The 19,822-nt window shown below is 62.1% G+C and carries 20 protein-coding genes; 10 read left to right on the top strand and 10 right to left on the bottom strand.

Annotation, left to right across the window (positions count from 1 at the left end; translation table 11 throughout):
- Positions 1-7: 7 nt before the first annotated feature.
- The 4 genes from lpxK to CRN80_RS21505 all read right to left on the bottom strand — a co-directional run bounded on the left by lpxK (position 8) and on the right by CRN80_RS21505 (position 4,412).
- Positions 8-1,018 (bottom strand): tetraacyldisaccharide 4'-kinase, encoded by a 1,011-nt coding sequence (lpxK, locus tag CRN80_RS21520; protein ID WP_098951027.1) that lies wholly within the window; start codon positions 1,016-1,018, stop codon positions 8-10.
- The gene (locus CRN80_RS21515) at positions 1,018-1,446 is read right to left on the bottom strand and encodes a biopolymer transporter ExbD (RefSeq protein WP_014718877.1); all 429 of its coding nucleotides are present in this window, start codon (positions 1,444-1,446) and stop codon (positions 1,018-1,020) included. Before CRN80_RS21515 ends, lpxK begins: the two co-directional genes overlap by 1 nt.
- Positions 1,443-2,078, bottom strand: coding sequence for a MotA/TolQ/ExbB proton channel family protein (locus CRN80_RS21510; protein ID WP_003192043.1), 636 nt, complete (start codon positions 2,076-2,078; stop codon positions 1,443-1,445). Before CRN80_RS21510 ends, CRN80_RS21515 begins: the two co-directional genes overlap by 4 nt.
- Before the next feature lie 108 nt (positions 2,079-2,186).
- Positions 2,187-4,412, bottom strand: a complete 2,226-nt coding sequence (locus tag CRN80_RS21505; RefSeq protein WP_256588526.1) for a DNA internalization-related competence protein ComEC/Rec2 — start codon at positions 4,410-4,412, stop codon at positions 2,187-2,189.
- Positions 4,413-4,547: 135 nt separating this feature from the next.
- On the opposite strand from CRN80_RS21505, the gene CRN80_RS21500 reads away from it, so the two are divergent.
- Entirely contained in the window at positions 4,548-5,063 is a 516-nt protein-coding gene (locus tag CRN80_RS21500) for a DUF2062 domain-containing protein (RefSeq protein WP_003192045.1), read from the top strand.
- A 3-nt stretch (positions 5,064-5,066) separates the two neighbouring features.
- On the opposite strand, the gene CRN80_RS21495 is transcribed toward CRN80_RS21500, so the two are convergent.
- Both CRN80_RS21495 and CRN80_RS21490 read right to left on the bottom strand, forming a co-directional pair.
- On the bottom strand, positions 5,067-6,425 hold the full coding sequence (locus CRN80_RS21495; protein ID WP_098951023.1) for a sensor histidine kinase: 1,359 nt from the start codon (positions 6,423-6,425) through the stop codon (positions 5,067-5,069).
- On the bottom strand, positions 6,412-7,140 hold the full coding sequence (locus CRN80_RS21490; RefSeq protein ID WP_098951021.1) for a response regulator transcription factor: 729 nt from the start codon (positions 7,138-7,140) through the stop codon (positions 6,412-6,414). Before CRN80_RS21490 ends, CRN80_RS21495 begins: the two co-directional genes overlap by 14 nt.
- A gap of 205 nt (positions 7,141-7,345) precedes the next feature.
- On the opposite strand from CRN80_RS21490, the gene CRN80_RS21485 reads away from it, so the two are divergent.
- The 4 genes from CRN80_RS21485 to CRN80_RS21470 all read left to right on the top strand — a co-directional run bounded on the left by CRN80_RS21485 (position 7,346) and on the right by CRN80_RS21470 (position 12,144).
- The gene (locus tag CRN80_RS21485; protein WP_032896707.1) at positions 7,346-10,099 is read left to right on the top strand and encodes a response regulator; all 2,754 of its coding nucleotides are present in this window, start codon (positions 7,346-7,348) and stop codon (positions 10,097-10,099) included.
- A 142-nt stretch (positions 10,100-10,241) separates the two neighbouring features.
- The gene (locus CRN80_RS21480) at positions 10,242-11,231 is read left to right on the top strand and encodes a 2-hydroxyacid dehydrogenase (protein WP_098951020.1); all 990 of its coding nucleotides are present in this window, start codon (positions 10,242-10,244) and stop codon (positions 11,229-11,231) included.
- Between the two features lie 71 nt (positions 11,232-11,302).
- The gene (locus tag CRN80_RS21475) at positions 11,303-11,743 is read left to right on the top strand and encodes a hypothetical protein (RefSeq protein ID WP_003192054.1); all 441 of its coding nucleotides are present in this window, start codon (positions 11,303-11,305) and stop codon (positions 11,741-11,743) included.
- Positions 11,740-12,144, top strand: coding sequence for an META domain-containing protein (locus CRN80_RS21470; protein WP_098951018.1), 405 nt, complete (start codon positions 11,740-11,742; stop codon positions 12,142-12,144). The genes CRN80_RS21475 and CRN80_RS21470 overlap by 4 nt, the downstream gene beginning before the upstream one ends.
- Positions 12,145-12,801: 657 nt before the next feature.
- On the opposite strand, the gene CRN80_RS21460 is transcribed toward CRN80_RS21470, so the two are convergent.
- Positions 12,802-13,263: a TlpA disulfide reductase family protein gene (locus CRN80_RS21460; RefSeq protein WP_003192057.1), complete on the bottom strand. Its 462-nt coding sequence runs from the start codon at positions 13,261-13,263 to the stop codon at positions 12,802-12,804.
- Between the two features lie 115 nt (positions 13,264-13,378).
- On the opposite strand from CRN80_RS21460, the gene arsC reads away from it, so the two are divergent.
- The 3 genes from arsC to CRN80_RS21445 are packed head-to-tail and all read left to right on the top strand — an operon-like array spanning position 13,379 to position 14,743.
- Complete coding sequence (gene arsC / locus CRN80_RS21455) at positions 13,379-13,732, top strand: arsenate reductase (glutaredoxin) (RefSeq protein ID WP_098951014.1); 354 nt, start codon at positions 13,379-13,381, stop codon at positions 13,730-13,732.
- Positions 13,729-14,343 carry an NAD(P)H:quinone oxidoreductase gene (gene wrbA / locus CRN80_RS21450; protein ID WP_003192060.1) on the top strand — a complete coding sequence of 205 codons (615 nt, stop codon included), beginning with the start codon at positions 13,729-13,731 and terminating at the stop codon, positions 14,341-14,343. Before arsC ends, wrbA begins: the two co-directional genes overlap by 4 nt.
- Positions 14,327-14,743 (top strand): DUF2069 domain-containing protein, encoded by a 417-nt coding sequence (locus CRN80_RS21445; RefSeq protein ID WP_098951013.1) that lies wholly within the window; start codon positions 14,327-14,329, stop codon positions 14,741-14,743. Before wrbA ends, CRN80_RS21445 begins: the two co-directional genes overlap by 17 nt.
- A gap of 89 nt (positions 14,744-14,832) precedes the next feature.
- On the opposite strand, the gene CRN80_RS21440 is transcribed toward CRN80_RS21445, so the two are convergent.
- Positions 14,833-15,504: a DNA-3-methyladenine glycosylase I gene (locus CRN80_RS21440; RefSeq protein WP_034127867.1), complete on the bottom strand. Its 672-nt coding sequence runs from the start codon at positions 15,502-15,504 to the stop codon at positions 14,833-14,835.
- Positions 15,505-15,571: 67 nt separating this feature from the next.
- The gene (gene ttcA / locus CRN80_RS21435; RefSeq protein WP_014718888.1) at positions 15,572-16,396 is read right to left on the bottom strand and encodes a tRNA 2-thiocytidine(32) synthetase TtcA; all 825 of its coding nucleotides are present in this window, start codon (positions 16,394-16,396) and stop codon (positions 15,572-15,574) included.
- A gap of 281 nt (positions 16,397-16,677) precedes the next feature.
- Here ttcA and CRN80_RS21430 point away from each other — a divergent pair, with 281 nt between their 5' ends.
- The gene (locus CRN80_RS21430) at positions 16,678-17,280 is read left to right on the top strand and encodes a Yip1 family protein (protein WP_003192065.1); all 603 of its coding nucleotides are present in this window, start codon (positions 16,678-16,680) and stop codon (positions 17,278-17,280) included.
- Between the two features lie 128 nt (positions 17,281-17,408).
- Positions 17,409-17,903 (top strand): SprT family zinc-dependent metalloprotease, encoded by a 495-nt coding sequence (locus CRN80_RS21425; protein WP_032897884.1) that lies wholly within the window; start codon positions 17,409-17,411, stop codon positions 17,901-17,903.
- Between the two features lie 629 nt (positions 17,904-18,532).
- Here CRN80_RS21425 and CRN80_RS21415 read toward each other — a convergent pair.
- Positions 18,533-19,708: a CaiB/BaiF CoA-transferase family protein gene (locus CRN80_RS21415; RefSeq protein WP_098951011.1), complete on the bottom strand. Its 1,176-nt coding sequence runs from the start codon at positions 19,706-19,708 to the stop codon at positions 18,533-18,535.
- Between the last annotated feature and the right edge of the window lie 114 nt (positions 19,709-19,822).

Genomic DNA, 19,822 nt, shown 5'->3' with positions numbered 1-19,822 from the left:
AAGCGTTTTAAGGCAAGAGACGGTTGGGCAGCAGACGCATCAGCTGCGTGTCGAACCAGGCGACGAACGCCGGCGACGGTACCGCATCCACCGCAAGGTACCACCAGTCGGGCTGGGCAAAGGCGCGGCACTTCACCGCGTCCTTTTCGGTCATGACCAGCGGCAATGACGGGGTAAAACTCAAGACCTCGGCGCTGTAGGGCGCGTGGTCGGCAAAAGCATGGGGCAGCGGCTGCCAGTGTAGCGTTTCAAGGGTATTGAAGAAACGTTGCGGGTTGCCTATGCCGGCCACCGCATGCACCTGCTGGCCCTGCGGGAAATAGGTGACCGGCTGGCGCTCGCCGCTGTGCAGGTTGACCAGCGCTGTGGGCTGCAGGCGGAAGGCAAAACCCTCTTCACGGTCCGAGGCGGCACCGTTATAGAGCACCGCATCCACACTGTGCAGGCGCTCCACTGGTTCGCGCAACGGCCCGGCAGGCAGGCAGCGGCGGTTGCCGAGGCCGCGGGCGGCATCGATCAGCACCAGTTCAAGGTCGCGTGCCAGGCGGTAATGCTGCAGGCCGTCATCCGAGAGGATCAGGTCCAGGGGCTCACTGGCCAGCAGGGCCTTTACCGCGCGACTGCGATCGGGGTCGATCATCAAAGGGACGCCACTGCGCTGCACGATCAGCAAGGGTTCATCACCGGCCACCTCGGCACTATGGCCAGCCTCGACCCGCCACGGCAACTGCGGCGGCTTGGCACCGTAGCCTCGACTGACCACGCCCACGCGCAAACCGCTGCGGCGGCAGTGCTCGATCAACCACAGGATCAACGGCGTCTTGCCGGTGCCACCTACAGTGATATTGCCCACCACGACCACCGGCACCGGCGCTTGATAAATCTCGCCCTCGCCCGCCACAAAGCGCGCACGCTTACGTTGCACCACGCGGCGATACAGCGATTCCAGCGGCCGCAACAATGCCAGTGCCGGGTGGCCCTCGTACCAGGCCTTGAGTAAGCGATCGGACATGGCCATCAGGGCGGGCTCGCCGCCTCGACGGTGGTCATGCGCAAATGGCTGAAACCGAGCTTGCCGGCAGCGTCCATGGCGGTGATCACCGCTTGATGCGGGGTCTTGCCATCGGCGCTGATGGACAGCGGCAACTGGGTGTCGCCGCCGGACTCCTTCTGCAAGGCCTCCATCAGGCTGGCAAGGTCGTTTTTCTCCAGCAACTGGTTATTCACCGAAAACACCCCTTCGGCGCTGATGGCGATGTCCAGTTGCTTGACCTGCTGGTCTTCGGCAGGCGAGCCGCTTACCGCTTCAGGCAAGTCGACACGCAGCTGGGTCTCGCGGGTGAAGGTGGTGGTCACGACAAAAAACAGCAGCAGGATAAACACCACGTCGATCAACGACGCGAGGTTGATATCGACATTTTCCCGTTGCTTGCGGCGAAATTTCACGCTTTGCCCTCGACCAGGTCTACATCACGGTCGCCCTGCACCACCTCTACCAGCTTGATGGCTTCCTGTTCCATGCCGACCACCAGCTCATCAATGCGCCGCTGCAGGAAACGGTGGAAGAACACCGAAGGGATCCCCACCATCAAGCCCGCTGCGGTGGTGATCAAAGCCTTGGAAATGCCCCCGGCCAGCACCGACGCGTTGGTGGTCATACCCGAGCCCGTGAACGCACTGAAGATATCGATCATGCCCAGTACCGTGCCGAGCAAACCCAGCAACGGCGCCATGGCAGCGATAGTGCCAAGGGCGTTGATGTAGCGCTCCAGTTCATGGATAACCCGGGCGGCCGCTTCTTCAATGCACTCTTTCATGATCTCGCGACCATGCTTGGAATTGGCCAGGCCGGCGGCGAGGATTTCACCCAGTGGCGAATTGGCACGCAGCTCCTTGAGTTTTTGCTTATCGAGCTGCTTGTTCTTGATCCAGCCCCAGACTTGCCCCAGCAAGTGCTCGGGGGTGACGCGACTGGCGCGCAGGGTCCACAGGCGTTCGGCGACGATGCCGAGTGCGACGATGGAGCTCAGAATGATCGGCAACATCATCCAGCCGCCGGATTTGACCAATTCCCACACAGTGAATGTCCCCTCGAAAAAGTGCGCCACTTTACCATATAGGGTCAACAGAGGGGTTCACCGGCTACAGGTCCGTCTGTCGCGGTTCGAGACCTTGGCAACGCCTGATTACGGTAACGGTTCGCGCCAGAAACGACGTTGGCTGCGCGCAACCGTCGCCGGCGCAAACGCCCCCAGGCGCAGGCGTACAGCACCCTGCTCGGCACTGTCGTACACCCGGCTGCCCAGCGTCTGGTAGCGCTCCAGGACCTGCGGATGAGGATGGCCGAACGTATTGCTGCGCCCGCGGGAAATCAACACCGAGGTGGGCGCCAACCGCTGCACGAAAGGCCAGGACGAAGAGCTGCGGCTGCCATGGTGCGGGGCTTGTAGCCAGTCGGTCGGAACGGCCAGCGGGGAAGCCAGAAATGCCTGCTCAGCAGCGCGATCAATGTCGCCGGTGAGCAGCAGGCGTTCGCCATTGGCCTGGACGTGCAGCACGCAGGACCTCGGATTGCCCTCAAGCCCACCCACCCACTGCCACAGTTCAAACGACACGCCGTCCCATTCCCAGCGCTCGCCGCTGCTACAGGGCTGGGTGGCGAGAAAGGCTGGCAAGCCCTCGGTTTCGCCGCCCACCACGCGTTTGACGGGCAGCCCCCGAGCCACTGCTGCCGCACCACCGGCGTGATCGGCGTCGGCATGGCTGAGCAGCATCATGTCCAACTGCCCTACCCCGAGTTTTTTCAACGACGGCAACACGACGCGCGCGCCGAGGTCGACAGGCCCAGAGCGCGGTCCTGCATCGTAGAGCAAGGTGTGGTGGCGGGTACGCAGGATCAGTGCTTGCCCCTGGCCGACATCCAGTTGCAGCACCTCGACCTGTCCGTGGGGCACCCACTCCCGGGGCGGAAAAACGGCCATCAACAGTATGGGCCAGCCCAACACCCGGAACGGCACCCCTTTGGGCAGCAGTAACACCACCGCGCCCACCAGGCTGACCAGCCAATACCCCTGCGGCACCTCGGGCGGCACCCAGGCCGGCAATTGCCCGGCCAGCAACGCCAGGCCCTTGAACAATCCGTCCAGCGCGCCGCCGGCCAGCCACAGCACAGCTTCCCCCGCCAGCGGCACCCACAACAACGCCGTGCCCAGCAGCGCCAGGGGCAGCACCACCAGGCTGATCCACGGCACGGCAAACAGATTGGCCACCGGTGCGCTGAGGCTGATGGGCAGACCCAGCACCAGCAACACCGGAAACAAGCCAATGGCAATCAACCACTGGGGCCGGGTCCACGCCTGCCAGACGCTCCACGGCCCCAAGCGCCCTCCAAACGCCAGCAGCAACACCGCGACCGCTGCAAACGACAGCCAGAACCCCACCTGCAGGCTGGCCAGGGGCTCCAGCACCAGCACGCCGTTCAGCGCCAGCAACAACGGCCACCACAGCCCCAAATGGCGAAAACGCAAACGCCACAGCAGCACCAGGCCGACCATCACACAGGCCCGCTGCACCGGCACACCAAACCCTGCCAGCAGGCCATAACCCAACGCTGCGCCAAATGCCAGGCCGCACGCCCACGGCAGCCACGGCCAGGTTCGGGGCCAGCAACCATAGCGCGCCAAAACCGCGACCAAGCCGTAGATCAAGCCCGCCAACAAGCCGATATGCTGCCCGGAAATCACCAGCAGATGCACCGTGCCCGTGTCCTGCAACACCTGCCAATCCTCAGGCGCCAGGCCGGAACCGTCGCCCAATACCAGCGCCGCCAAGCCTGCCTCGCGGCCTTGGGCATCCACCGCCATCAGGCGCTGGCGAACAGCATCGCGCCAGGCATTGCGGGCCGGTGCGAGACGTTCACCGTCTTTTACCGTTGCAGTGGCACCGATACGCTGGGCCAGCAGCCAGGCTTCATGGTCAACCCCATGGAAATTGAGCAGGCCCGCAGGCCGCTTGAGCGTCAACGCCAGGCGCCAGCGTTCGCCGCTGTTGACCACTGGCCCGCCGTGCCAGGACACGCGTATACGTTTGGGCAGCCGCCCCTTGCGCGACCGGCCGTCGGCCAGTTCAAAGCGCACGCCCGTGCCCGTCTGCTGGGGCAAGCCGACGATACGCCCCTCCACCCAGCGAGTCTGCCCGTCCAGGGCAGGCTGCAATCGATCATCCAGCGCCCGCTGCGCGCTGAAGCAAGCCCAGCTCAACCCCACCAGGAAAAACGCCAAGGGATAGGACCGAAAAGGCAACAGCATCAAGGCCAGCGCCAGCATGGCCAATAGCACGGCGCCGGGCGGCAGCGCCGGCAACCAACGCAACGTCAGCAACCCCAGCGCCAACGCCAACATCCCTGTCTTCATGGATCATCCTTTTCCCGTGATCCACTCAGTCTTAGCCGGCTGAACGACAGCGCCTATGATGTTTTGTCACAAAGTCTGAATTTTCTGTTTATAGAATCCGGGCATACTTGCCCCTCGAATTGACCTGGACCCCTTATGCCCCGGCGCTTATTCAAACGGTACATGCCCGATCCCAGCAGTATCAGGGAACACAAGTCATTACAGTTTCTTGGCACGCTGCTGCATGACCCCAACCTCTGGCACCTGAACCGGCACTCCGTGGCGCGCGCCATGGCGGTGGGTTTATTTGCGGCGTTTATCCCGATTCCGTTGCAGATGTTGCTCGCCGCAGTGCTCGCGATCTCGGTACGCGGCAATATGCCTATTGCCATCAGCCTGGTGTGGTTGACCAACCCCATCACCATGCCGGTGGTGTTCATCTGCACCTATATGACCGGCGCCTGGCTGATGAATGTACCGCCACGCAGCTTGCCCGATAACCTGACGTGGGAATGGATCAGCGGCCAGTTGAGCACACTGTGGCAGCCGTTCCTGCTGGGTTCGGTGGTATTGGGGGTGGTATTGGGCGCCTTGGCCTATTGCCTGACCATGGCGTACTGGCGCTGGTGGGTGGCGCACCAGTGGAAAAAACGCAAACTGCGCCGGCGCTGAGCGCTAACGGGCCAGCAAACGCAAATGCACCCGCAGGCCCTGCCCGGTATTTTCCGCCCATAAGCGACCGCCCTGGCGCTGCACGGCGTTGCGGGCAATGCTCAGGCCCAGACCGAAACCGCCATCGCCTGGCCGCGAGCCGTCTAGGCGGGTAAAGGGCGCGAAGATACGCTCCAAGTCCCCCTCGGCAATCCCCGGGCCCTGATCCTGCAGCCAGATATGCCAATAGTCGCCCTCACGACAGCCGTCGAGTTGCACGCAGCCGCCCGTGGGCGAGTGGCGTATGGCGTTGCGCAGGATATTTTCCAGGGCCTGGGCCAGTGCATTCAGGTTGCCGCGCACCCAGCTGTCTGCCGGTAGCAGGCACGGCAAGCGCGAGGCCGGCCAACCGCTTTCAAAACACGCGTTCTCACGCAATATGTCCCATAACGCCTGGAGCTGAATATCTTCCTGGGGCAGCGGCGTCGTTTCGCTGTCGAGCCAGGCCAGTTGCAGGCTGTCTTCCACCAGGCGCTGCATGGCGTCGATTTCCCGGCCCAGGCGTTCGCGCAGTCTGGCCAGGTCTTGCTCACTGTCGCAGGCCACCCGCAGGCGGCTCAAGGGTGTGCGCAGTTCATGGGACATATCGCGCAGCAACTGCTGCTGCAAACGCACCGTGCCCTGCAAGCGTTCGGACATGTGGTCAAAGGCGCGGCCCAGCTCGCCCAATTCATCCTGACGGCTGGTGGCATCACGGGACATCCGCGTATTGAGTTGGTCGGCACGCCAGGCATTGGCCTGCTCGCGCAATTGATTGAGGGGCATGATCAGCAGCCGATAGAGGCCGATGCACAGCAACAGGGTAAACAGACCGGGAATCACACCATTGGTGACCACTCGCCAGAACAGTTGATAGCGCCCTGGCATAAAGCGCTGCGGCAATTCGATCACCAGCGACCCCGCGCTAGGGTCGACCGGAAAAGGCACCTTCATCCAGGGCAAACCGATGACATGCCGGCTGACCGGCCAATCCAATCCGCGCAAGAACGTCAGGCGCTGGCTTTCCTTGTCACTCAAGGGCGTGCTGCCCAGGGACTGCAGGTCATTACCGATCACCCCGACCCAAGTGCTTTCACGTTCGGCCATCCGCTGCAGCCAGGCATCTACGCCCGCGCTGCCTTGTGTGCTCCACGCCAGTTCGGCGCCCGCGGCATAACCAGTGAGAATCTCCCGCGACTTGTCGGACAGGTACGCGCTCTGCTGCTCCATGTAGCGCCCCCACGACCAACTGAGCCAAATCATCAGCAAACAGAAGGCGATCAACAGGCAGGCCAGCTTCCAGAACAACGAGTGTTTGCCGGGCAGTCGCTCAAAGCCCTTCATCGTGACCGCTCAGCACGTAGCCCTTGCCCCACACGGTGCGCACTTCACGCTCGATGTAACCGATGGCCTTGAGCTTGCGGCGGATCTGGCTGACGTGCATGTCGAGACTGCGGTCATGGGGCGCATAACCGCGCTGCAACACCTGCTGATACAGGAAAGCTTTGCTGAGGACTTCTTCGGTATTGCGTTGCAGGGTTTCCAGCAGGCGGTATTCGCTGCGCGTGAGCCCGGCCCACTGGGCCTGGCAGCACACATCGCAGCGCTCATCATCAAAGTGCAGCACCCGGGTATCTTCGGGGGCCGGGGCACGCGGCGGCTCGGGTCGGCGGTCCAGGGCAACGCGGCGCAGAATCGCTTCAATACGCACGCACAGTTCAACCATGCTGAACGGTTTGGGCAGATAGTCGTCCGCGCCCAGGCGAAAACCGCTGATACGATCGGCTTCAGCGCCCAGGGCCGACATCAGGATCACCGGCATGGCGTGGCTCTGGCGCAAATGGGTGAGGATCGACAAACCGTCCAGCCCCGGCAGCAGAATGTCCATCAGCACCAGGTCGAAGGCCTGGGCGCGGGCCAGTTGCAGGCCCTGCTGGCCGTTCCGGCACCAGGTCACCTGGAAGCCACTGCGGCCAAGCTGCTCGTGCACATAGGCGCCCAACACCGGGTCGTCTTCGATGGTCAGGATACTGGGTAGGCCAACTGCTGCGGGAGTCATTAGCGTCTGCAAGTCATTCTCAATCACTGATTATTCAAGATTAAACGTTCACAGGCAATCGCCACCCGGCGCCGAATGGCCCGAAGATTGCCGCATGTCATTAATTTGCAAGATTCCAGGCCGCGCAAATGGCTACACTGCGCAGGTGGCGCGGGCCGGATGCCGGCGTGGATGATTGATAACAACGTGGTAGCAGGAGAGTGGCGTGCTTAGAAGAATGGGGATAAAAGGCCGCGTACTGTTGCTGACCTTATTACCGACCAGCCTGATGGCGCTGTTGTTGGGCGGCTATTTCACCTGGATGCAGCTCTCGGAGTTGCAGACCCAGTTGCTGCAACGCGGCGAAATGATCGCCGAGCAATTGGCCCCCTTGGTGGCACCTGCCCTGGGCCACAACAACACCGACCTGCTGGAGCGCATCGCGACCCAGTCCCTGGAGCAGCCGGATGTGCGCGCGGTGTCGTTCCTGGCGCCAGACCGCTCCTCCCTGGCCCACGCCGGCCCGACCATGCTCAACCAGCCACCCACCGGCAACAGCTCGCACCTGTTGCAGCGCACCGGCAACGATGCCACTCGCTATCTATTGCCGGTGTTTGGCCGCCATCGCAACCTGGCGGGCGAGCTGATTCCGGATGAGGCCGACCGCCTGCTGGGTTGGGTCGAAGTGGAGCTGTCTCACAATGGCATGTTGCTGCGTGGCTATCGCAGCCTGTTCGCCAGCCTGCTGCTGATCGCCATCGGCCTGATGTGCACCGCCGCCCTCGCCCTGCGTATCAGCCGTACCATCAATTCGCCGATCGGCCAGATCAAGCAAGCAGTGGCCCAGCTCAAGGACGGTAACCTGGAGACACGCTTGCCACCCTTGGGCAGCCAGGAGCTGGACCAACTCGCGTCGGGCATCAACCGCATGGCCGAAACCCTGCAAAATGCCCAGGAAGAGCTGCAACACAGCATCGACCAGGCCACCGAAGACGTGCGCCAGAACCTGGAAACCATCGAGATCCAGAACATCGAGCTGGACCTGGCACGCAAGGAAGCCCTGGAAGCCAGCCGTATCAAGTCGGAATTCCTGGCCAACATGAGCCATGAAATCCGCACGCCGCTCAACGGCATCCTCGGTTTTACTCACTTGCTGCAAAAAAGCGAATTGTCGCCGCGCCAGCTCGATTACCTGGGCACTATCGAAAAATCTGCGGATAACCTGCTGGGCATCATCAACGAAATCCTCGATTTCTCGAAGATTGAAGCCGGCAAACTGGTGCTCGACAGCGTGCCTTTCAACCTGCGCGACTTGCTGCAAGACACCTTGACCATCCTCGCTCCCGCCGCCCATGCCAAGCAGCTCGAACTGGTGAGCCTGGTGTACCGCGACACGCCGCTGGCGTTGGTGGGCGACCCGCTGCGGCTCAAGCAGATTCTGACCAACCTGATCAGCAATGCGATCAAGTTCACCCGCGAAGGCACCATCGTGGCCCGGGCCATGATCGAGGATGAGCAGGAAGACAGCGTGCAATTGCGCATCAGCGTGCAGGATACCGGCATCGGCCTGTCCAACCAGGATGTGCGCGCCCTGTTCCAGGCATTCAGCCAGGCCGACAACTCACTGTCGCGCCAGCCCGGCGGCACCGGTTTGGGCCTGGTGATTTCCAAGCGGTTGATCGAGCAGATGGGCGGCGAAATCGGCGTCGACAGCACGCCGGGGGAAGGCTCCGAGTTCTGGATCAGCCTGAACCTGCCCAAAACCCGCGACGACGTCGAAGATTTGCCCGCCGCGCCGCTGCTGGGGCGGCGCGTGGCCGTGCTGGAAAACCACGAACTGGCGCGCCAGGCCCTGCAACATCAGTTGGAAGACTGCGGCCTGGAAGTCACGCCCTTCAACACCTTGGAAAGCCTGACCAACGGCATCACCAGTGCGCACCAGACCGAACAGGCCATCAGCCTGGCGGTGCTCGGTGTCACGGCCAATGACATTCCGCCCGAGCGCCTCAACCAACACCTGTGGGACCTTGAACACCTGGGCTGCAAGGTGTTGGTGCTGTGCCCGACCACCGAGCAGATGCTGTTCAACCAATCGGTGCCCAACCCCAACAGCCAATTGCAGGCCAAGCCCGCCTGTACCCGCAAGCTGCGCCGCTCCCTGGCCGACCTGATCAGCCCGCGCCCTTCGCGCAGCGAACCCGGTGAGCCATTGTCCAGCCGTGCGCCACGGGTGCTGTGCGTGGACGACAACCCGGCCAACCTGCTGCTGGTACAAACCCTGTTGGAAGACATGGGCGCCAAGGTGCAGGCGGTGGAAAGCGGTTACGCGGCGGTCGACGCCGTGAAGCAGGAAACTTTCGATTTAGTGTTGATGGACGTGCAAATGCCCGGCATGGATGGCCGCCAGAGCACCGAGGCGATCCGCCAGTGGGAAAGCGAGCGCCACGGCACGCCGCTGCCGGTGGTGGCCCTCACGGCACACGCCATGGCCAACGAAAAACGCGCCCTGCTGCAAAGCGGCATGGATGACTACCTGACCAAACCCATCAGCGAGCGGCAATTGGCCCAGGTGGTATTGAAATGGACCGGCTTGGCTTTGCGTAACCAAGGCCCGGAGCGCACCCACGAAGGTGCGGCCCAGGGCGTGCAACTGTTGGTACTCGACCACGAAGAAGGCCTGCGCCTGGCCGCCAACAAGGCCGACCTGGCCGCCGATATGCTCGCCATGCTGCTGGCCTCCCTGGAGGCTGATCGCCTGGCGATTACCGTCGCCCGCGAAGCCAATGACAACCACGCCTTGATCGAACGCGTACACCGCCTGCACGGCGCCACCCGCTACTGTGGCGTACCGCAATTGCGGGCCGCCTGCCAGCGCGCCGAAACCCTGCTCAAGCAGGATGACGCCAAGGCCATGGCTGCGCTGGATGAACTGGACATGGCGATTGCACGGTTGGCCAGTGAAGCCAGAGTCAGCGCCTGACTACTGTAGGAGCGAGCTTGCTCGCGAAAAACCAGAGAACACCGCGTTAAACCAGAATGAACGCGTTATCGTTGACGTTTTTCGCGAGCAAGCTCGCTCCTACGGGTACGCATCTATTTTGTCATTGCAGGGAGCCTTTTTAATGCGCGTCATTCTCTTCAGCAGCCAAACCTACGACCGCGAGAGTTTCCTCGGCGAACCGCTGCCGGCCGGCCTGGAACTGCAATTCCAACCGGCACGCCTGAACCTCGATACCGTGGCCCTGGCCGAACACCACGAGGTGGTCTGCGCCTTTATCAACGACGACCTCAGCGCCCCCGTGCTGGAACAACTGGCCAAGGGCGGCACGCGCCTGATTGCCCTGCGCTCGGCGGGCTACAACCATGTCGACTTGCCCGCCGCCCAGCGCCTGGGCCTGAGCATCGTGCGCGTACCCGCCTATTCGCCCCACGCGGTGGCTGAGCACGCCGTCGCGCTGATTCTGGCGCTCAACCGTCGCCTGCACCGTGCCTACAACCGTACCCGCGACGGTGATTTCAGCCTGCACGGGCTCACCGGTTTCGATCTGGTCGGCAAAACGGTCGGCGTGGTTGGCACCGGGCAGATCGGCGCGACCTTCGCCAAGATCATGGCCGGCTTCGGCTGCCAGTTGCTGACCTACGACCCCTTCCCCAACCCGCAGGTGCAGGAACTTGGTGCCCGCTACGTGAGCCTGCCTGAACTATTGGCCGAGGCGCAGATCATCAGCCTGCATTGCCCGTTGACCGCCGACAGCAAACACCTGATCAATGCCCGCTCGCTCGCGCAGATGCAACCCGGTGCGATGCTGATCAACACCGGGCGCGGTGGCCTGGTCGATACGCCAGCACTGATCGAAGCACTCAAGGTTGGCCAGTTGGGCTACCTGGGGCTGGATGTCTACGAAGAAGAAGCTCAATTGTTTTTCGAGGACCGGTCGGACCTGCCCCTGCAGGATGACGTGCTCGCCCGCCTGCTGACCTTCCCCAACGTGATCATCACCGCGCACCAGGCCTTCCTCACCCGTGAGGCCCTGGCGGCAATTGCCGGCACCACGCTGGCCAACATCGCCGCGTGGGCCGATGGCCGGCCGCAGAACCTGGTCGAGGGATGATCAGCGGTCACATACCGGGCTCATGATAGGCCAGCACCCGTGATAGGATGCCGCGCCTATTTGGAGGATCCATGGCCGAACACGATTTCCGCTTCAGCTTGCTGAGCCCGCAACACACCCTGATCGAATGCCGCGCCCTGGTGCCGGGCCGTTACCAGGTCACCGGCAACGGTGGTTCGATCAAACATGGCGACGTCCTGATCGTCAGCCTGCGCGGCAGTAAAACCCTGTCGATGCGACTGACCGTCGAAGGTGACGCACGCTACTCCATCCGCCCGGCGGGCCAGTGGGTCGCCATGGCCCAAGGGCCGAAGTTCGGCGAACTGGAAATTCACACCTGGAAGGTCAACTGCGACAGCTGCGACGCCGTGCTGGAGTTTGAATTCGCCGTAGAAACCAAACTGACCAAGGCACCCCTGCAACCGGCTGCCAACGCACGTATCAAAGAACTGGGCTGGGCCAGCGAAGGCGATAAGCATCGTTGCCCGAAATGCCAGCAGGCCGCGCAATGAAAGGCCCGCTGCTGCTCGCCGCCCTCGGCGTAGGCCTGGCAGGCTGCGCCGCCGATGGCGCCAAGCTCGAGCGCGACCACAGCTACGTGGTGGAATGGATCGGTGAGCGGCCGTTGATGGACTACGCGCACCTGACCGTCACCCTGGGCGCCGATGGCCGGGCCTATGGCAATGGCGGCTGCAACCACTGGTTTGCACCGTATACCGTCGAAGGCAACAAGCTCAGCTTCGGCCCGGTCGGCAGCACCCGAAAAATGTGCGCCGAAGCCCTGATGGAGCAAGAGCATCGCTTCTTCCAGGCCCTGCAAAGCGTCCAGCGCTGGGACATCTCGCCGATCGAGCAGACGCGGTTCTGGCCGGCCGAAGGCAAGCCAATCCGCTTATGGCTCGAAGAAGGCTAATCTAGGCGCACGCTCCTGTATTAACGCGGTGTCCTCTGGTTCTGTGGGAGCTGGCTTGCCTGCGATGCGGACGACGCGGTGTATCAGGTACACCGCAGCGATGCCATCGCAGCATAGGTATCTACACAACTTCGAGGCGACGCTGGACCTGTGGCGAGGGAGCTTGCTCCCGTGACGGCCTGACAGCCGATGCCAATCTACCCTGACACCCCGCGATCAACCTGTGGGAGCGGGCTTGCTCGCGAAGGCGGCCTGGCAGTCAACACAGTTGTGTTGTGTACATATCCATTCCTGCGGTAACGGCCGCTTAGGGTTCCGCTCTGACAGCGGCTCACTTTTGAAAAGCGCAAAAGTAAGCAAAACGCTCTTGCCCCACCACTCGGCACCTCGCCTAGGCTCGGTGTGCCCGTAATCCGCCAGTGATTTGGGGGGCCGCCGCCACGCGCCATCCATGGCGCGGGGCGGCTAAACCGGCATCCCTGCCGGTTTACCCCCCAAATCCCTGTCGAATTCCGGCCAGCGTGGTTTAACGGGGCGCCTAAGATCAAAAGCAGATCAAGAGCGACTCGCTTCGCATCGTGGTTACCGTCTGCTGTTACAACCCACAAAGTTGTGTAGATACCTATCGCCTTCGCAGGCAAGCCAGCTCCCACAGTTTTAGCCTTTCAGGGCCTTGAGCTTGGCCAACACCCCTTCCGCCGTCTGCTCACCCATCAACTGCTCACGCACCTTGCCCTTGTCGTCGATGATGTAGGTCACCGGCAAGGCCTCGCTGCGCGGAATCTCGAAAATCCCGTCCGGGTTCTGCGCCAGTACCGTGAACTTGATCCCCAGCTTGTCGCTGGCGGCCTTCAGTTCTTCACCCTGCACATTGTCGAAGTTGACGCCGAACACCCCGACATTCTGGCCTTTCAACTGTTCTGCCAGGGCATTGAGTTCGGGGATTTCCGTGCGGCACGGGCCACACCATTCGGCCCAGTAGTTGACCACCAGCCACTGTTTGTCCAAGCGTTCGGCCGCCACTTTCTGGCCATATTGGTCAACGCCGTAATCGTTACCGCAGCCGCTGAGCAGCAGGGTTGTGATGATCGCCAATGCACCGATCAGTCGCCTTGTCATGGGGTATTCCTTCGCAAAAATGAACGTTGGCTGCGGCCTATCGCCTCTTACGGTTTAAGGACAGGCGCCAGCGCAGGTAGAATACCCGCCACCTTACGCAAGATGCGACCCGCACATGACCGATCTGACGCTTTATCACAACCCGCGCTGCTCGAAATCCCGCGGTGCGCTGGAACTGCTCGAAGCCCGCGGCCTCACCCCGACCGTCGTGCGCTACCTGGAAACCCCGCTGAATGCCGCGCAAATCAAGGCCCTGCTCAAAAAGCTTGGCATCAGCGCACGCCAACTGCTGCGCACCGGTGAAGACGAATACAGAACCCTGAACCTGGCCGATGCCAGCGTGAACGAAGCACAGTTGATCGCCGCCATCGCCGCCCATCCCAAGCTGATGGAACGCCCGATCCTGGAAACCGCCGATAAAGCCATCATCGGCCGCCCGCCCGAGAACGTGCTGGAGATTCTGCCGTGAGTACGCCCTATGTGCTGGTGTTGTATTACAGCCGCAACGGCTCGGTGAGCGAGATGGCCAGGCAGATTGCCCGGGGTATCGAGCAAGGCGGCATGGAGGCGCGGTTGCGCACGGTGCCGGCGATTTCCACCGAGTGCGAAGCGGTGGCGCCGAGCATTCCCGACGAAGGCGCACTGTATGCCAGCCTGGACGACCTGAAGCACTGCTCGGGCTTGGCCCTGGGCAGCCCGACCCGGTTCGGCAACATGGCCGCACCGCTCAAGTACTTCCTTGATGGCACCAGCAACCTGTGGCTTACCGGCGCGTTGGTCGGCAAGCCAGCCGGCGTGTTCACCTCCACCGCCAGCCTGCATGGCGGCCAGGAAACCACGCTGATGTCGATGCTGCTGCCGCTGCTGCACCACGGCATGCTGATCACCGGCCTGCCCTATAGCGAACAGGCCCTGCTCGACACCCAGGGCGGCGGTACGCCGTATGGCGCCAGCCACCATTCCGGGCCAGACGGCAAGCGCATGCTCGACCAACATGAAATCACCCTGTGCCGGGCCCTGGGCCTGCGCCTGGCCAAGACCGCCACGCTGCTGGAGAACGGCCGTGGCCAGGAAGCCTAAGGTCCTGCCGCCACGGGAGTGGCTGGAGCCGCGGGTCAAGGTGGCACGCGCGCTGAGCCTGCTGGCGTTTTTAGGCCTGGTGGGCTTGTTGTGCGCGTATTACCTGTTTGTCGCCGACCTGCATGGGGCGCGCCCGTGGGTCATCCTGCTGATCGAGCTGGTGCCGCTGCTGATACTTGCGCCAGGCATGCTGATGGGCAGCGCACGCGGGCATTCGTGGATGTGCTTTGTGGTGAACCTGTATTTCATCAAGGGCGCGCTGGCCGCGTATGACCCGAACCGCCAGTGGTTTGGTGTGCTGGAAATGCTCGCGAGCCTGGCGGTGTTTTGCACGGCGTTGCTGTATGTGCGTTGGCGGCATCAACTGAACCGGCGACTGGCCGAAGCCCCGGGCGCCTGAAAGTCAGCCTTCGCGAGCAAGCCCGCTCCCACAGGTGGAATGCGTTCCCCTGTGGGAGCGGGCTTGCTCGCGAAGGCATCACCGCGGTTTCAATGGTTGACGGTATAGGCCAACATCATCGACAGCTGACACATCGGCCGCCCGCTCTCGGCATGCCACTGGTTGAAGGCGCCCTGCACCGTCGCCAAATCGCGCAGGCTGGTCGGGGCCTTGTCGACGATCTTCTGCGCATTCAGCGCCGCCACCACGTCATCGCTCGGCACAAAAGTGTCCTTGCCGACCATACGCAAAAAGCGCGGCGCCGACAGCCCGCCCAGCTGGTGGCCATGCTTGCTCAGGTACTTCCACAGCCCGACGATATCAGTCACCGGCCAATCGGCGATAAATGCGCCGAAGCTGCCTTTTTCCTGTTCGATATCCAGGATCATCTGCGCATTGCGCGGCACACTCTTGAGCTTACCCAGGTGACGAATGATGCGCGTGTCCTGCATCAGCCGTTCCAGGTGCTCGGCGCCCATCAGCACGACTTTTTCCGGGTCGAAGCCAAAGAACACCTGCTCGAACGCCGGCCATTTGGCATCGACCACGCTGTGCTTCAAACCGGCGCGGAACACTCGCAGCGCCAAGGTCGACAGGTAACGGTCATCGGTGATCTTGCGCAATTGCGCCGGGGTCTTGGGCACCGGCAGATGGGCTTCCAGCTTGGCCGCCGAACCGAAGCGGTTCAGACAATATTCGTGCAGCCACTTGTAATCACGCATGCCCTCTCCTGTCAGTCGAATTGAAAACGGCGCCCGCAAGCGCCGTGTACTAGAGCCTTGGGAAGGCTCAGAGGTTCACTACATTGACGAAACGCGATGCGGCGGTCTCGTCGATTTTCAGGCTGGTGAAGTCGAACAGGTTGCGGTCGGCCAATTGCGACGGGATCACGTTTTGCAGGCTGCGGAAGATACTTTCGGTACGCCCTGGGGTCTTGCGCTCCCAGTCCACCAGCATCTCCTTGACCACCTGGCGCTGCAGGTTTTCCTGGGAGCCGCACAGGTTGCACGGGATGATCGGGAATTGCTTGAAGTCGGAGTAAGCCTGGATGTCCTTCTCGTTGCAATACGCCAGCGGGCGGATCACTACGTTGCGCCCGTCATCGGCACGCAGCTTGGGCGGCATGGCCTTGAGCGAGCCGTTGAAGAACATGTTGAGGAAGAAGGTTTCGACGATGTCATCGCGGTGATGACCCAGGGCCATCTTGGTCGCGCCGATCTCATCGGCAAAGGTGTAGAGCGTGCCACGGCGCAGGCGCGAGCACAGCGAGCAGGTGGTCTTGCCTTCCGGGATCAGTTCCTTGACCACCGAGTAGGTGTCTTTCTCGACGATGTGGTACTCCACGCCCAGCTCTTTCAGGTAGGCCGGCAGCACGTGCTCGGGGAAACCGGGTTGCTTCTGGTCCATGTTGACCGCCACGATCTCGAACTTGATCGGCGCGACCTTTTGCAGGTGCAGCAACACGTCGAGCATGGTGTAGCTGTCTTTGCCGCCAGAGAGGCAGACCATGACCTTGTCGCCGTCCTCGATCATATTGAAATCGGCGACTGCTTCACCGGCCAGGCGACGCAGGCGTTTTTGCAGTTTGTTCTGGTTGACTGTAAGAGTGCCCATGGCGCTTGGATCCGCAAAGGTGTGTGACGAAAAGCGCAGCATTTTACCGGCAAGACTGGCGCAGTTCCAATGTGGGAGCTGGATGCCATGAATCCTGACAGACCGCACCGCGATTAGCGCCCGTGTTTACAGCGCAATTTGCTCTAAAGGCCCTACGGTTATTCCGGTCATCCCTTCCTATACTGCGACTTGAGGTCGCACATCTATCCAGACCTTTCAGGCCATTTGGCCCGTGGGCGCTCCGATGGGGGGCGATGGTAATAACGACAGGAGTGACTGGCATGATCCATCACGTCGTGGGGCTGTTTACCCATCCCGACCAGGAATGGCGGGAAATCCGTGGCGATAAAGAAGAAAGCATCGGCCACATGTACCTCACTCATACCCTGATTCTCGCGGCGATTCCCGCCATTTCCGCCTTTATCGGCACCACTCAGGTTGGCTGGGTTATCGGCAACCGCGCTCCGGTGATGCTGACCCAGGAAAGCGCGCTGTGGATGACCCTCATGTCTTACGCGGCCATGCTGTGCGGCGTGGCGGTGATGGGCGCGTTCATTCACTGGATGGCCCGCACCTACGACGCCAGCCCAAGCATGGCCCGCTGCGTGGCGTTTGCCACTTACACCGCTACACCTTTGTTTATCGGCGGGCTGGCGGCGCTCTACCCGCATATGTGGCTGGGCATGGTGGTGGGCACGGCGGCGATCTGCTACACGGTGTACCTGTTGTATGTAGGGCTGCCGACCTTCATGAGTATCGACCCGGATGAAGGCTTCCTGTTTTCCAGTTCGGTATTGGCCGTGGGCCTGGTGGTGCTGGTGGCGATCATGGCCTTTACCGTGATCGTCTGGGGCCTGGGCGTCGGGCCGATCTACACCAGTTGACCGAAAAACCCCGCAGGCAAGGCCACCGCAAGGTGGCTTTGTGCGTTATGCATGACCATTCGGCGCCTGACAGATTCGGAAACACCCAGCTTTGCGGCATACTGGGCGTCTCTGGAGATATGTACAGCATGCCCGAGCAACTCAATACCCGCGTCGAAGATTGTTTCCTGCAAGCCGAATCCTTTTTCAAACGAAGCTTCAAACGCCCCCAGGTCAGCCTCAAGCTGCGGGGCCAGAAGGCCGGTGTCGCGCATTTGCACGAGAACCTGCTGCGCTTCAACCCTCAGTTGTACCGTGAAAACAGCCAACACTTTCTCAAGCAGACCGTGGCCCACGAAGTGGCGCACCTGATTGCCCACCAATTGTTTGGCGAGCGTATCCAGCCCCATGGCGAGGAATGGCAGCTGATCATGCGCGGGGTTTACGAACTGCCGCCCGACCGTTGCCACACCTACGAGGTCAAGCGCCGGCAGGTGACTCGCTATATTTACCGCTGCCCGTGTGCGGACAGTGATTTTCCGTTTTCACCGCAGCGCCATGGGCTGGTGGGCCAGGGGCGGCGGTATTTGTGTCGGCGGTGTCGGCAGACTCTGGTGTTCACTGGAGAAACTCGGGTGGAATGAGGGCCTCTTCGCAGCATAGGTATCTACACAACTTCGGTACGACGCTAAACCTGTGGCGAGGGAGCTTGCTCCCGTGACGGCCGGATAGCCGACGCCTATTTACCTGACGCCCCACGACCCAACTGTGGGAGCGGGCTTGCTCGCGAAGGCGGCCTGACAGTCGACACCGTTATACCGAGTGCATATCCATTGCTGCGGTAACGGCCGCCTAGGGTTCCGCCCTGACGGCGGCTCACTTTCGAAAAGCGCGAAAGTAAGCAAAGCGCTCTTGCCCCACCACTCGGCACCTCGCTTAGGCTCGGTGTGCCCGTAATCCGCCAGTGATTTGGGGGGCCGCCGCCACGCGCCATCCATGGCGCGGGGCGGCTAAACCGGCATCCCTGCAGGTTTACCCCCCAAATCCCTGTCGAATTCCGGCCAGCGTGGTTTGACGGGGCGCCTGAGATCAAGATCACAAGCAGATCAAGATCAAGAGCGACTCGCTTCGCATCGTGGTTACAGGAGGCTGCTGCGAACTACACAGTTGTGTAGATACCTATGCTCATCGCAGGCAAGCCAGCTCCCACATTTGGATCTGTGAACGCAATCAAAATGTGGGAGCTGGCTTGCCTGCGATAGCGCCCTTTCAGTCAACCCACAACCTTGGCCTGGCGCAATTGCTTTATCCGCTCAACACCGACCCCCAACTCCACCAACACCTCATCACTGTGCGCCCCCACCGCCACCCCAATATGCCTGGGCGCCGGCAACCCCTCGGAGAACTTCAGCGGGCAGGCCAATTGCGCTTGTGTCGAGCCATCCCCCCGGGGCACCTGGCTGACCAGCTCCCGCGCCTTCAACTGTGGATGCTCCACCGCCTCACTCAGACTCAACACCGGCTCCACACACGCATCCACCCCGGCAAACACCTCACATAACTGGTCAAAACTGCGCTTCTCGAACTCCACCTGCAACGCCTGCTTGAGCACGGCCTGGCGTTCGGGCATCAGGCTGTGTGCCGCCAGTTCCGGCCGCCCCAATGCCTCGCACAGCTGCTGCATAAACCCCGGCTCCAGACTGCCCACCGACATCCAGCGCCCATCGCGTGTGCGGTAGTAGTCATAGAAACTCCCGCCATTGAGCACATGGTTCTCCCACCCAGGCTCGACCCCGCAAGCCAGGTAACCGGCCCCAGCCATGGCGTTCAGGCTGAACGAGCAGTCGGTCATGCTCACATCCAAGTACTGCCCCACCCCGCTTTGCTGCCTGGCAATCACCGCCGCCAGCAAGCCCACCACGGCGTGCAGCGAACCGCCCGCCACATCCGCCAGTTGTACGCCCAGGGGCAACGGGCCCGTGTCCTGGCGCCCGGTATGGCTGGCCACGCCGGCCAGCGCCAGGTAGTTGATATCGTGCCCGGCGCGGTCCTTATAGGGGCCGGTCTGGCCGTAGCCGGTGATCGACACATAGATCAACCGCGGGTTGATCGCCTTCAGCGCCTCATAGCCCAGCCCCAGTCGCTCCATGACGCCGGGGCGGAACTGTTCGAGCAGGATGTCATAGCCCTTGACCAACTCACGCACGATCTCGATCGCCTCGGCCTGCTTAAGGTCCAGGGCCAGGCTGCGCTTGTTGCGGTTGAGGTAGGCGTGGCTGGCCGACGTGCCACGATCATGGGGCGGCAATACCCGCAACAGGTCCATCCGCGTGGGCGATTCGATACGCAGCACCTCGGCGCCCATGTCCGCCAGCATCAAGGAGGCAAACGGGCCGGGCAGCAAGGTGGAAAAATCCAACACTTTAAGGGACGCCAAGGGACCTGACATAGGGACTCCAGTTGGGTTGCGAATCCCCACAGACTAGGCAGCCGGGCACCTGTCGGCAATCGTCAGAACGATCAACCACAGTGACCGTTTTGATCACGGCGGGCTTTTTCGCGG

The sequence above is a fragment of the Pseudomonas sp. FDAARGOS_380 genome (assembly GCF_002591235.1).
Lineage (GTDB): Bacteria > Pseudomonadota > Gammaproteobacteria > Pseudomonadales > Pseudomonadaceae > Aquipseudomonas > Aquipseudomonas salmasensis.
This window is presented reverse-complemented; position numbering and strand designations above follow the sequence as displayed.